This is a genomic window from Pseudacidovorax sp. 1753, from assembly GCF_040544975.1.
Taxonomy (GTDB): domain Bacteria; phylum Pseudomonadota; class Gammaproteobacteria; order Burkholderiales; family Burkholderiaceae_C; genus Xenophilus.
This window is the reverse complement of the sequence record NZ_JBEPKY010000011.1, coordinates 42,237-55,117: the sequence shown is the minus strand read 5'-3', so window position 1 is coordinate 55,117 and position 12,881 is coordinate 42,237. Positions and strand designations below refer to the sequence as shown.

General features: G+C 67.3%; 13 protein-coding genes. 10 read left to right on the top strand and 3 right to left on the bottom strand.

Annotated features, from left to right (window positions below):
- Positions 1-3: 3 nt before the first annotated feature.
- Positions 4-1,056, top strand: a complete 1,053-nt coding sequence (locus ABIC63_RS15215; RefSeq protein WP_502935880.1) for an aminopeptidase — start codon at positions 4-6, stop codon at positions 1,054-1,056.
- A 64-nt stretch (positions 1,057-1,120) separates the two neighbouring features.
- Here the strand turns inward: ABIC63_RS15215 and ABIC63_RS15210 are convergent, their stop codons facing one another.
- The 3 genes from ABIC63_RS15210 to ABIC63_RS15200 form a co-directional block, all read right to left on the bottom strand.
- Complete coding sequence (locus tag ABIC63_RS15210; protein ID WP_294368379.1) at positions 1,121-1,381, bottom strand: acyl-CoA-binding protein; 261 nt, start codon at positions 1,379-1,381, stop codon at positions 1,121-1,123.
- A gap of 62 nt (positions 1,382-1,443) precedes the next feature.
- A complete protein-coding gene (locus ABIC63_RS15205) occupies positions 1,444-2,250 on the bottom strand; it encodes a tetratricopeptide repeat protein (RefSeq protein ID WP_294368381.1) in 807 nt (268 codons plus the stop codon).
- A 14-nt stretch (positions 2,251-2,264) separates the two neighbouring features.
- Positions 2,265-2,939, bottom strand: a complete 675-nt coding sequence (locus ABIC63_RS15200) for a TetR/AcrR family transcriptional regulator (protein ID WP_234193074.1) — start codon at positions 2,937-2,939, stop codon at positions 2,265-2,267.
- A gap of 238 nt (positions 2,940-3,177) precedes the next feature.
- On the opposite strand from ABIC63_RS15200, the gene rfbB reads away from it, so the two are divergent.
- The 9 genes from rfbB (at position 3,178) to gmhB (ending at position 12,846) form a co-directional block, all read left to right on the top strand.
- Entirely contained in the window at positions 3,178-4,254 is a 1,077-nt protein-coding gene (gene rfbB / locus ABIC63_RS15195; RefSeq protein WP_354320384.1) for a dTDP-glucose 4,6-dehydratase, read from the top strand.
- Complete coding sequence (gene rfbD / locus ABIC63_RS15190; RefSeq protein ID WP_354320383.1) at positions 4,251-5,141, top strand: dTDP-4-dehydrorhamnose reductase; 891 nt, start codon at positions 4,251-4,253, stop codon at positions 5,139-5,141. Before rfbB ends, rfbD begins: the two co-directional genes overlap by 4 nt.
- Before the next feature lie 75 nt (positions 5,142-5,216).
- Positions 5,217-6,107, top strand: coding sequence for a glucose-1-phosphate thymidylyltransferase RfbA (gene rfbA, locus ABIC63_RS15185; RefSeq protein WP_354320382.1), 891 nt, complete (start codon positions 5,217-5,219; stop codon positions 6,105-6,107).
- Entirely contained in the window at positions 6,104-6,652 is a 549-nt protein-coding gene (rfbC, locus tag ABIC63_RS15180; RefSeq protein WP_354320381.1) for a dTDP-4-dehydrorhamnose 3,5-epimerase, read from the top strand. Before rfbA ends, rfbC begins: the two co-directional genes overlap by 4 nt.
- Before the next feature lie 60 nt (positions 6,653-6,712).
- Positions 6,713-9,937 (top strand): glycosyltransferase, encoded by a 3,225-nt coding sequence (locus ABIC63_RS15175; RefSeq protein WP_354320380.1) that lies wholly within the window; start codon positions 6,713-6,715, stop codon positions 9,935-9,937.
- Positions 9,934-10,986: a GHMP family kinase ATP-binding protein gene (locus ABIC63_RS15170; RefSeq protein WP_114801385.1), complete on the top strand. Its 1,053-nt coding sequence runs from the start codon at positions 9,934-9,936 to the stop codon at positions 10,984-10,986. Before ABIC63_RS15175 ends, ABIC63_RS15170 begins: the two co-directional genes overlap by 4 nt.
- A complete protein-coding gene (locus ABIC63_RS15165; RefSeq protein WP_502935879.1) occupies positions 10,971-11,567 on the top strand; it encodes a D-sedoheptulose 7-phosphate isomerase in 597 nt (198 codons plus the stop codon). Before ABIC63_RS15170 ends, ABIC63_RS15165 begins: the two co-directional genes overlap by 16 nt.
- Positions 11,567-12,280: a nucleotidyltransferase family protein gene (locus tag ABIC63_RS15160; protein WP_354320379.1), complete on the top strand. Its 714-nt coding sequence runs from the start codon at positions 11,567-11,569 to the stop codon at positions 12,278-12,280. Before ABIC63_RS15165 ends, ABIC63_RS15160 begins: the two co-directional genes overlap by 1 nt.
- Positions 12,277-12,846 (top strand): D-glycero-beta-D-manno-heptose 1,7-bisphosphate 7-phosphatase, encoded by a 570-nt coding sequence (gene gmhB / locus ABIC63_RS15155; RefSeq protein WP_354320378.1) that lies wholly within the window; start codon positions 12,277-12,279, stop codon positions 12,844-12,846. The genes ABIC63_RS15160 and gmhB overlap by 4 nt, the downstream gene beginning before the upstream one ends.
- Positions 12,847-12,881: the final 35 nt, after the last annotated feature.

Genomic DNA, 12,881 nt, shown 5'->3' with positions numbered 1-12,881 from the left:
GCCATGGCGGCGCTGCTGCTCGCCGGCTGCGGGCCGCTGGGCTACTACGCGCAATCGGTGGGGGGCCACCTGGCCATCCTGCATGCGGCGCGCCCCGTGCCCGAGGTATTGCAGGACGCCACACTGTCCGAAGGCCTGCGCCGCAAGCTCACGCTGGCCCAGCACATCCGACGCTACGCCAGCGAGCGGCTGGCGCTGCCCGACAACCGCAGCTACACGGCCTACGCCGACCTGCACCGCGCCGCCGCCGTCTGGAACGTGGTGGCGGCCCCCGCCTATTCGCTGCAGCTCAAGACCTGGTGCTACCCGGTGGCTGGCTGCGTGGGCTACCGCGGCTACTACGACGAGGCCGAGGCCCAGGCGGAGGCGGCGCGCCAGCGGGCCGAGGGCCTGGAGGCCGCCGTCTACCCGGTGCCCGCCTATTCGACGCTGGGCTGGCTCAACTGGCTGGGCGGCGATCCGCTGCTGTCGACCTTCATCGGCTATCCGGACGGCGAGCTGGCACGTATCGTCTTCCACGAATTGGCGCACCAGCGCTTCTATGTCTCGGGCGATACGGTGTTCAACGAGTCCTACGCCACGGCGGTCGAACGCCTGGGCAGCGCCCAGTGGCTGCGCGACGAGGCCGACGAGCCGGCGCGCGAGGCCTACGCCCGCTTCGACCAGCGCCGCCGGCAGATGCAGGCACTGATGCTGTCCACCCGCGAGGCGCTGGCGCGCGCCTATGGTTCGCCGGCAGCGAAGGCAGGGGACTGGGCCCAGGTCGAGGCGATGAAGCAGGCCGCGATGCGCGAGTTCCGCGAGCACTACGCGCAGCTGCGGGCCGGCTGGCCGGCCGACAGCCGCCAGGGCGCCTACGACGCCTGGGTGGCGCGCGCCAACAACGCAACCTTCGGCGCGCAGGCGGCCTACGATCAGCTGGTGCCGCAGTTCGAGCAGCTGTTCGCGCGCTGCAACGGGGACTGGTCGCGCTTCCATGCCGAGGTGGAGCGTATCGGGCGGCTGCCGACGCACGAGGCCAGGGTGACGGCGCTGGCGTCCGCACCGGCGCCCTGAACGGCCCGTCGACCGGGCAACAAAAAGCCGCTCCGGGGAGCGGCCTGGTCATGGGCTGGCCTGTTCAGCCGGCGTGCAGGGCGTCGATCAGGTCGATGTACTTCTGCTTGGCCTCGTCGGCCGACACGCCCTTGTGCGTGTTCCAGGCGTCCCACTTGGCGCGGGCGACGATGTCGCTGAAGCTGGGCTTCTTCTCGGCGTTGTCGCCGAGGGTCGCCTGCTTGTAGAGGCCGTAGATCTTCAGCAGGGTGGGGTTGTCGGGGCGTGAAGGCAGCAGCTTGGAGCGGGCTTCGGCGGCTTCGAAACGGGCTTGCAGGTCGGACATGGCGGGCGGGTCTGAAAAAAGCACGATTGTGCGCTTTTCGATCGCGACAACGCTGGCTGATGTCAATCCGCCATGCAGGCCAGCGCCACCTCGCGGTCCAGGAACTGCCGGGCGTCCAGGGGTTCGACGGCGGCGGCGTCTTCGTACAGCTGTTGCACCTGCGCGAGTGTCGGGTCGCCGCGCAGCGCCACCAGCGCCCGTGCGTACTCGACCCGGCCCGTGGCCGAGGCCGGGTGCAGCGCCAGGCCCCGTTCGAAGAGTTCGATCGCGCGTTCGGCGCGCACGCCGTAGGTCATGCGGGCGACGAGTTCGCCCACCTTGTCGATCACCTCGGCGTGGAAGGCGCCGAGCGCGAAGTGCGCATCGGCATGGTCGGGTTGCAACTGGATGATCCGCTCCAGCGTCTCCTTGAGGCGACCGCCCAGGCCCTGGGCCAGGGCCCGCGCGACGCTCACGGCCTGCGCATGGCGTCCCAGCGCATAGGCATGCCAGTACAGCGCCTGCACGTCCGCCCCGTCGGCCTCGTGCCGGGCCAGGGCCCGCTCGCCCACTTGGCGCAGCAGCGCCAGGCGCCGCTCGTCGTCGGGCTCCACATAGTTGGCATAGATGGCCGTGGCCTGGTCGGCCACTGCGGCCCCCGGTGCGCCGCCGATCCGCTGGCCGGCCTGGGCCGCCGCCGCGAAATCGCCGGCGTGGTACAGCGCCCAGGCATCCGCCAGCGCCTCGGTGGCGGGCGGCGGCAGGGGCTGGCCGGCGTGCAGGGCCGTCCACGCGGTCCGCACCCGGGCGGCATCGAAAGGAAATCGGCCCAGGCAATCGGGCGTGGCCCACTGCTCGGGCGGCGGGGGCGTGCGCAGGACAGGCGGCATGGCGGCGGGCTTTCTCAGGTCGAGAGGGCGTCTTCCTCGGGCGCCGGCGCGCTCGCCAGGCGCACCAGCTCTGCACGCTGGGCGGCTCCCAGGTAGGGCACCAACAGCTGCAGGGTGTGACGGGTGCCCCGCACCATCGCGTCGCAGATGGCACACGGCTCCAGCGCCTCGCGAGGATTGCACACGAATTCGTAATTGAGCCAGTAGGTTGCCAGCACCACCATGCTGCGCGCCAGGGTTTCGCGCTCCGCGGGCTCCAGCCGCAGCAGTCCCGCCCCTGCCAGTCCCGAGAGCATGGCCTGCATGGCGGCCTCCTTGCGCGACAGCGCCTCGCGCAGGCGGGTCTCCAGGTGGTGGTTGTTGCTCAGCAGGTCGTTCATGTCCCGGTACAGGAAGCGGTAGCGGCCCATCAGCTCGAAGAGCTCGCGCACGAAGCGCCAGGCGCCAGCCAGGTCACGCACGTCGGTGGCTTGGGCGAGGAGGGCGTCGAGGCTGGCCTCGAAGTCCTCATGCAGGCGGTTGATGAGCGCCTCCTTGGCCGGGAAGTGGTAGTAGAGGTTGCCGGGGCTGATGCGCAGTTCGGTGGCCAGCAGCGTGGTGGAGACGTTGGGCTCGCCAAAGCGGTTGAACAGCGCCAGGGCGGTTTCCTGGATGCGCTGGGCGGTGCGGCGCGGCGCTTTCCGTGTCATGGGCAGCCTCCGTTGTCTCTTGTGTGTTCTGTGCCGGATCACTCTACCCCATGTGTCCGGGGCGTCCATGCTGCGCTGCGGCATCGGCGCGGCTGTTGACACAGTGTCACAGTGAGTGGGTCTGACGTGCGTGATGTAGCGTTTGGTTGAAAAGACGCCGGGGAGGCGCATGGATAATCGCCCCCCTCGGCGCACCGCTCCCAGGGTGCGCCATTTCTACGATTCCTGCGAGAGATACATGATCCTTGTGACAGGCGGCGCCGGCTTCATCGGCGCCAACTTCGTGCTCGACTGGCTGGCTGGCGCCGACGAGCCGGTCGTCAACCTCGACAAGCTGACCTACGCAGGCAACCTCCAGACGCTGGCCTCGCTCGATGGCGACAAGCGCCACGTCTTCGTGCAGGGCGACATCGGCGACAGCGCCCTCATCGAGCGCCTGCTGGCCGAGCACCAGCCCCGCGCCGTCGTCAACTTCGCCGCCGAGTCGCATGTGGACCGCTCCATCCACGGCCCCGAGGACTTCATCCAGACCAACGTGCTGGGCACCTTCCGCCTGCTCGAAGCCGTGCGCGGCTACTGGAGCCAGCTGCCGGCCGAGCGCAAGGCGGCCTTCCGCTTCCTGCACGTCTCCACCGACGAGGTCTACGGCACCCTCTCGCCCACCGACCCGGCCTTCACCGAAGAGAACAAGTACGAGCCCAACAGCCCGTATTCGGCCAGCAAGGCCGCCAGCGACCATCTGGTGCGCGCCTGGCACCACACCTACGGCCTGCCGGTGCTCACCACCAACTGCTCCAACAACTACGGGCCGTTTCACTTTCCCGAGAAGCTGATCCCGCTCATGATCGTCAACGCCCTGGCCGGCAAGCCGCTGCCGGTGTATGGCGACGGCATGCAGGTGCGCGACTGGCTCTACGTCAAGGACCACTGCAGCGCCATCCGCCGCGTGCTGGAGGCCGGCCAGCTGGGCGAGACCTACAACGTGGGCGGCTGGAACGAGAAGCCCAACATCGAGATCGTCAAGACCGTCTGCGCGCTGCTGGACGAGCTGCACCCCCGCGCCGACGGCAAGGGCTACGCCGAGCAGATCACCTACGTCACCGACCGCCCCGGGCACGACCGCCGTTACGCCATCGACGCGCGCAAGCTCGAGCGCGAGCTGGGCTGGAAGCCGGCCGAGACCTTCGACACCGGCATCCGCAAGACCGTCGAGTGGTACCTGGCCAACCAGGAATGGGTGCGCAACGTGCAAAGCGGCGGCTACCGCGACTGGGTGGCCAAGCAGTACGGAGAGCAGCCGAAGGCGGCGGCATGAAGGTCCTGCTCTTCGGCAAGGGCGGGCAGGTCGGCTGGGAACTGCAGCGCAGCCTGGCGCCGCTGGGCGAGCTGGTCGCGCTGGACTTCGACAGCACCGAGCTGCACGGCGACTTCAGCCGCCCCGAGGCGCTGGCCGCCACGGTGGAGGCCGTGCGCCCCGACGTCATCGTCAATGCCGCGGCCCACACGGCGGTCGACAAGGCCGAGAGTGAGCCCGACTTTGCCCGCGCCCTCAACGCCACCGCCCCCGGCGTCGTGGCGCAGGCCGCGCAGAAGCTGGGCGCGCTGATGGTGCACTACTCCACCGACTACGTCTTCGACGGCAGCGGCGAGACGCCCTGGCGCGAGGACGACGCGACCGGCCCGCTGTCGGTGTACGGCGCCACCAAGCTCGAAGGCGAGCAGTTGGTGGCAGGCCACTGCGCCCGGCACCTGATCTTTCGCACCAGCTGGGTCTATGCGGCACGCGGTGGCAACTTTGCCAAGACCATGCTGCGCCTGGCCAAGGAGCGCGATCGCCTGACGGTCATCGACGACCAGTGGGGCGCGCCCACCGGTGCCGAGCTGCTGGCCGACGTCACGGCGCTGGCCATCCGCGAGACGTTGCGCGATCCGACGAAGTCGGGCCTGTACCACCTGGTGGCCGGCGGCACGACCACCTGGAACGGCTATGCGCGCTTCGTCGTCGAGGAGGCGCTGCGCCGCGGCGTCGAACTCAAGACCACGCCCGACGCGGTGGAAGCCGTGCCCACCAGCGCCTTCCCCACGCCGGCCAGGCGGCCGCACAACTCGCGCCTGGACACCTCCCGCATCCGCAGCACCTTCGGCATCGAACTGCCGCACTGGCAGGCGGGCGTGGCCCGCATGCTGGCCGAAACCCTCTGACGGTCGGCCGAACACCCATCCATCGCAGCCACCTGCGCGGATTGACCGTCCGTCCCTCTTTCCAGGAAGCCAACGATGACCCAAAACAGAAAAGGCATCATCCTCGCCGGAGGCTCCGGCACGCGCCTGCATCCGGCCACGCTGGCCATCAGCAAGCAGCTGCTGCCGGTCTACGACAAGCCGATGGTGTATTACCCGCTGAGCACGCTGATGCTCGGCGGTATGCGCGACGTGCTCATCATCAGCACGCCGCAGGACACGCCGCGCTTCCAGCAACTGCTGGGCGACGGCAGCCAGTGGGGCATGAACCTGCAGTACGCCGTGCAGCCCAGCCCGGACGGGCTGGCCCAGGCCTTCATCATCGGCGAGCAGTTCCTGGCCGGTGCTCCCAGTGCGCTGGTGCTGGGTGACAACATCTTCTACGGCCACGACCTGCAGCAGCTGCTGGGCGCGGCCGATGCGCAGCCCAGCGGTGCCACCGTCTTCGCCTACCACGTGCATGACCCCGAGCGCTACGGCGTCGTGGAGTTCGACAAGGCCGGCCGCGCGGTGAGCATCGAAGAGAAGCCCGCCCAGCCCAAGAGCAGCTACGCCGTCACCGGCCTGTACTTCTACGACCAGCAGGTCGTGGACATCGCCAAGGCCGTCAAGCCCAGCGCGCGCGGCGAGCTGGAGATTACGGCCGTCAACCAGGCCTACCTGGAGCAGGGCACCCTGAACGTGCAGATCATGAAGCGCGGCTATGCATGGCTGGACACCGGCACGCACGAAAGCCTGCTGGAGGCCGGCCAGTTCATCGCCACGCTGGAGCAGCGCCAGGGCCTGAAGATCGCCTGCCCCGAGGAGATCGCCTGGCGGGCGGGCTTCATCGACGCGGCCCAGGTCGAGAAGCTGGCCGCACCGCTCAAGAAGAACGGCTACGGCCAGTACCTGCTGCGCCTGCTGCGCGAGGAGTACCGGGGATGAACGTCACGCAAACCAAGCTGGACGGCGTGCTGATCCTGGAGCCGAAGGTGTTCGGCGACGAGCGCGGCTTCTTCATGGAAAGCTTCAACCAGCGCGTGTTCGACGAAGCGGTGGGCCGGCACATCGAGTTCGTGCAGGACAATCATTCGCGCTCGACCCGGGGCGTGCTGCGGGGCCTGCACTACCAGTTGCAGCAGGCGCAGGGCAAGCTGGTGCGGGTGACGCGTGGCGCGGTGTTCGACGTGGCGGTGGACATCCGCAAGAGCTCGCCGACCTTCGGGCAGTGGGTGGGCGTGGAGCTGAGCGAGAGCAACCACCGGCAGCTGTGGATTCCGGCCGGCTTTGCGCACGGCTTCGTGGTGACCAGCGACAGCGCGGACTTTCTGTACAAGGCCAGCGACTACTACGCGCCGGAGCATGAGCGCAGCATCCTGTGGAGCGATCCGGACATCGGGATCGAATGGCCCGACTTCGGGGGCGAACCGAAGGTGTCTGCCAAGGATGCGGCAGCTTTGCACTTGGCTCAGGCGGATGTCTTTGGCTGACGACTCCAGCCTTTTTGCCAGAGCCGAAGCGCGGCCCGACGCCTGCTGCGCGTCGAAGCGGTGCAGTCAAATCAGACCAAGCAGAAGAGCGCGATGATGGAATTCACAGGGGAGCGGTACATGCCCACCGAAGGGGGCGAATTGCGGTACGAGCACATGCATCGCTACGCATGGGCAGCGCAATACGCCGCAGGCAGGGCAGTATTGGATATCGCATGCGGCGAGGGGTACGGATCGGCACTGCTCGCCGCGCACGCGCGTTCCGTCACGGGGGTCGATGTTTCGGAGGATGCCGTGGCGCACGCGCATGTGGCGTACGCGGATATCCCGAACCTGAAATTCCGGCAAGGCAGTGCCGACGCCATTCCGTTCGAGAGCAGCCACTTCGACATGGTCGTCTCGTTCGAGACCATCGAGCATCTTTCGACGCAGAGGGAAATGATCGCGGAGATTCGGCGTGTTCTGAAGCCGGACGGCGTGCTCATCATTTCGTCCCCAAACAAGAAGACCTACTCGGATGACCGCAACTACGTCAACGAATATCACGTCAAGGAACTGTACTTCGACGAGTTCGATGCGCTGCTGAGGACGCAGTTCTCCAGCGTCTCCTACATGGGCCAGCGCTTTCTGACCTTGTCGGCATTGCTCCCGCAGGACGCATCTGAGGCCGGCGCGGTTTACAAGGCCTTGTCGCTGAGCGGCAGCGATGCGTTGGATCGCACGGCCTCCGGGATCGAGCCCCTGTATTTCGTGGCGATTTGCGCGCAGTCCGGCTCCAGTCAGGTGCCGCGTCCTGAAGCGTCAGCCTTTTTCGAGCCGTCGTTCGACATATATCAGCGACAGCAAGCCGTCCTGCAGTGGGCGTCGGGGGTGGATGACGAAAGGGCAGCGCACGCCAAGCACGCGGCCGAGGCCGACGAGCGAACACGACAGGTTCGTGCTGAGCTGGCCAAGGTCGAGTTGGAATTGCGGACGCAGCGCTTGATTTGGGAGCAGCGGGTTCGTCACGCGGATGGTCGCGCGGACGTACTCGCAGCGGAGGTTCAGGCGCTTCGCACCTCTTCATCTTGGCGCTTGACGGCCCCTTTGCGCCTGATCATTGATGTCATTCGCGGGCGAGGCATAGCAGACCGCCATGTGATCAAGCAGCGCTTGCGGCATGTTGCGTATCGTGCACACGAGGCGATGCCGCTGCCCGAGTCAGTCAAAAGCATCTTGGTTTCCGCCGCCTTTCGCATCGGGGGGCCACTGTTTGCCGGTGCCCCGCGGTATCAAGCATGGCAACGCAAAAGACGCATGCCAGAGTTGTTGGCGACATTGCGCTTTGATCCGCCGTCCGAGCCACAGGTCTCGGTCGTCATCCCGGCCTACGGCAACCTCGAGATGACGCTGGCCTGCGTGGCCTCCATCGCGAAGCACCTGCCCAAGGCGCCCATCGAGGTCCTCGTGGTCGAGGACGCTTCCGGCGATCAGGACATCCTGAAGCTCGCGCAGGTGCCGGGCCTGAGGTTCCACGTCCATCCGCAGAACCTCGGCTTCCTGCGCTCCTGCAACGCGGCGGCGAAGATGGCCCGGGGCCGGTACATCTGCTTCCTCAACAACGACACCGAGGTCGAGGCGGGCTGGATCGACACCATGCTCGAACTCTTCGAGCGCGACCCGAAGTGCGGCATGGTGGGCTCCAAGCTGCTCTATCCAGACGGCCGCCTGCAGGAGGCGGGCGGCATCCTCTGGCGCGACGGCAGCGCCTGGAACCTCGGCCGGCTGGATGACCCGGATCACAGCCGCTACAACTACGTCAAGGAGGTCGACTACTGCTCGGGCGCCTCCATCCTGCTGGAGCGTACCCTCTTCGACGAGCTGGGCGGCTTCGATGAGTACTACCTGCCGGCCTACTGTGAGGATTCCGACCTGGCCTTCCGCATTCGGGCCCGGGGCCTGAAGGTCCTCTACCAACCCGCGTCGCGCGTCATCCATCACGAGGGGCTGTCCCACGGCACCGACACCGGCTCGGGGGTCAAGGCCTACCAGGTGGCCAATCAGCGCAAGTTCCTCCAGCGATGGGCCCAGGTGCTGGAGCGCGAGCATTTCGCCAACGGCGAGCATGCCCTGCTGGCGCAGGACCGCGCCAATCTGTGCAAGACGATCCTCATCATCGACCACTACATCCCGCAGCCGGACCGGGATGCGGGGTCGCGCTCGATGAACGCCTTCATCGACGTCCTGTTGTCCATGGGGCTGCGCGTGAAGTTCTGGCCCCACAACCTGCAGCCCGATCCGGTGTACGGGCCCCAGTTGCAGCAACGGGGCGTGGAGGTCATCTACGGCGCGCGCTATCACCAGGGTTTCGAGGCCTGGATCCGCGAGATGGGCCGGGACCTGGACTATGTCCTGATCAGCCGGCCGGATGTCGCCGCGGCCTTCCTGCCGGCGCTGTGTGCATACAGCCCGGCGAAGCGGCTCTACTACGGCCACGACCTGCACTACGAGCGTGAGCTCGCGAGCGCGCGGCTGAGCGGGGATGCCACGGCCGCCGAGGCGGCCGAGCGCATGCGGCAGCTGGAGCTGAGCATCTGGCTGCAGGTGAGCACGATCTACTATCCCTCGCCCACCGAGACGGCGGCGGTCCAGTCCCATCCGGGCGTGGGCATGGCCCGCACCCTGCCGCCGTACTGTTTCGAGCCCCGCCCGACGGCGCCCCTGGAAGGGCGCGAGCGGCGGCGGCTGCTCTTCGTGGCCGGCTTTGCGCACCGTCCCAACGTGGACGCCGCCGTCTGGTTCATGGCGCAGGTTTTTCCGCTGGTGCTGGCCGCCGAGCCGGACGTGCAGCTGATGCTGGTCGGCTCCAATCCCTCCCCCGAGGTGAAGGCGCTGGCGAGCGAACGTGTCGAAGTCACGGGCTATGTCACCGACGCTGAGCTCGAGGCGATCTATGCGCGCGTCGGCCTGGCGGTGGTGCCGCTGCGCTTCGGCGCCGGCATCAAGGGCAAGGTCGTGGAGGCCATGCACCACGGCGTGCCCCTGGTGACCACCTCGGTCGGCGTGCAGGGCCTGAGCAGCACCGGCGATGCCGCCAGCGTGGCGGACGAGCCGCAGCAGATGGCGCACGAGATCCTGCGCCTGCTGCGGGACGACGCCGCCTGGCGGCAGTCCGCCGCAGCGGGCCCGGCCTACGTGGCCGCGCATTTCTCGGCCGCGGCGATGGAAGCTGTCCTGGTGCAGGACATCGATGCCCGGCCCTACACCGACTACACGCGCTCTGCGATCAAGGAGACGTTTGCATGAAGGCAATCATTCCTTCTTCCACGGTCGTGGCCCGCGCCAGGGCGCCGCTGCGGCTCGGCCTGGGCGGCGGGGGCACCGATGTCTCCCCCTACTGCGACCAATACGGCGGCGAGGTGCTCAATGTCACCATCGACAAGTACGCCTATGCCACGGTGTGCGCGGCCGAGCACGGCACGGTCCGCCTGACGGCGGCCGACAGCGGACGTGTGTGGCAGGGTGTGGCCGAGCCCGTGCTCCAGCGACAGCAGGGCCTGGACCTGCACGTTGGCGTCTACAACCGGGTCGTGCGCGACTTCATGGGCGGCCAGCCGCTCGCCGTGGACGTCATCACCCATTCGGAAGCGCCCCCCGGCTCGGGGCTGGGCTCTTCGTCCACCATGGTGGTGGCGCTGCTCCAGGCCTTCTGCGAGTACCTGTCCCTGCCCCTGGGCGAATACGACATCGCCAGCCTGGCCCACGACATCGAGCGCGTGGACCTGGGCATGGCCGGCGGCAAGCAGGACCAGTACGCGGCCACCTTCGGCGGCATGAACTTCATGGAGTTCTACGCCGACCGCGTCATCGTCAATCCGCTGCGCATGAAGGCCGAACTCAAGGCGGAGCTGGAGTCCTCGGTGGTGCTCTTCTACACGGGCGTCTCGCGCGAATCCGCCGCGATCATCGCGGAGCAGACGGACCACATCCGCCGCCGCGACAGCGCGCCGCTGGAGGCGATGCATCGCGTCAAGGCCGAGGCCCGTGCCATGAAGGAGGCCGTGCTCACCGGCAACCTCGAGGCCTTCGCCCAGTCGATGCGGACCGGCTGGGAAGAAAAGAAGAAGCTGGCCCGCAGCATCAGCAATGCGGCCATCGACGAGGTCTATGACGCGGCCATGGCGGCCGGGGCGCTTGCCGGCAAGGTCTCCGGCGCCGGAGGCGGCGGCTTCATGATGTTCGTGGCAGAGCTGTCGCGGCGTCCTGAAGTCATGCGCTGCCTGCAGCGCTTCAATGGCCAGGTCTTCACCTGCAATTTCACCGAGCGTGGCGCTCATTCCTGGAGAAAGAATTGAAATCCATCATCGAACAGCAGATCGACGCCACCCTGGCCTGCCTGCGGGCCGTGCGCGAAGACACGGCCCTGCTGGGCCGGGTCGAGGGGGTCGTCGAGGTCATCGTGCAGGCCTTGCAGCGCGGCAACAAGCTGCTGCTCGCGGGCAATGGCGGCAGTGCGGCCGACGCCCAGCACATCGCTGGCGAGTTCGTCAGCCGATTCATGTACGACCGGCCCGGCCTGCCGGCCTTCGCGCTCACGACGGACACGTCGATCCTGACCTCGGTGGGCAACGACTACGGCTTCGAGAGGGTGTTCGAGCGCCAGGTGCAGGCGGTGGGCGTGCGCGGCGACGTGCTCTGGGTCTATTCGACCTCGGGCAAGTCGCCCAACATCCTGCGCGCCATGCGCCAGGCCCGGCAGGGTGGCCTGACGGTGATCGGCTTCACGGGCGAGCGCGGCTGGGCGGAGCCGGACCTGTGCGACATCGAGATCGCCGTGCCGTCGCCCGAGACGCCGCGCATCCAGGAAGGCCATGCCATGCTGGGCCACATCATCTGCGGGCTGGTGGAGGCCCGGATCTTTCCCCGTACCAGCTGATGAAGCCCGCAATCATCCTGGCCGGCGGCTTCGGAACTCGGCTGCGTAGCGTGGTTTCCGATGTGCCTAAACCTCTGGCGCCAGTCGCCGGGAAGCCCTTCTTGTGGTGGTTGCTGGGGGCGCTCGAGTCGCAGGGTATTCGCGAGGTCCATCTGTGCACCGGCTACAAGGCCGAAATGGTGGAGAAGGCTTTTGGGGACCGTTTCGGCGAGGCGGCGCTGCACTACAGCGTCGAGCACGAACCTCTCGGGACCGGCGGTGCAGTCTTGCAGGCAATGCGCGCGTTGAAAGGAGTCGACAGCTGCTACGTGCTGAACGGCGACACTTTTGCTGTTGCAGATTTGGTCGGTTTGCAGCATGAAGCGGATCGAACGCCCGAAGCGGATGCATGGCTCTGCGGCGCACCCGTCGCGGATGCCAGTCGGTATGGGACGCTTCAACTGGATGATCGACAACGCATCGTGGGCTTTCATGCCAAGGGCCGGCAAGGCCCCGGAGTCATAAGTGCCGGCATTTATCTGCTGCGCAGACAGGTGCTGGAGCGGGCCGAACTCCCCAGGCAGTTCTCCATCGAGCAGGACTTCTTCGAGGCCCATCTTCCGCGGCTCCATCTTCAGGTGGCCGCGATGGCCAGCGACTTCATCGACATTGGCGTTCCGGAGGACTACGCGCTGGCCCAGAGCAAGATTCCGGCGTTGGCTGGGCACCCATGAGGCCTGCTCTCTTTCTTGATCGCGATGGTGTCATCAACGTCGATCACGGGTACGTGCACACGCCCGAGACCACAGACTTCGTTGCCGGCATCTTCGACTTGGTGGCGACCGCCAACCGTCGCGGCTGGCTCGTGGTGGTTGTGACCAATCAAGCGGGCATTGCGCGTGGCTACTACGACGAGCAGCAGTTCAACACCTACATGGCTTGGGTGCGTGCCCAGTTCGAAACCCGTGGCGCGCATATCGACGCGATCTATTTCTGCCCCCACCATCCTGAACATGGCCTGGGTGACTATCGCCAGCAATGCGACTGCCGCAAGCCGGCACCGGGAATGTTCCAGGCAGCCATTCGTGATCTCGGGATCGATCCTGGATCCTCTGTCATGGTCGGGGACTCGGCGACAGACATGCAGGCGGCCGATGTGGCGGGTGTCGGGACATTGCTGCTGCTCGGGAGCGAACAAGTCGGGCCGCGCAGCACAAATGTGCGGAGGATCACTGACTTGGCGGAGGTGATCGACGCTCTGACTCCGGCTTCTGGAGGTCGGGCCGGGTCGGTGCGCTAACGATGAAAAGTGCAGGGGCGGGACGTCGCGAAAGT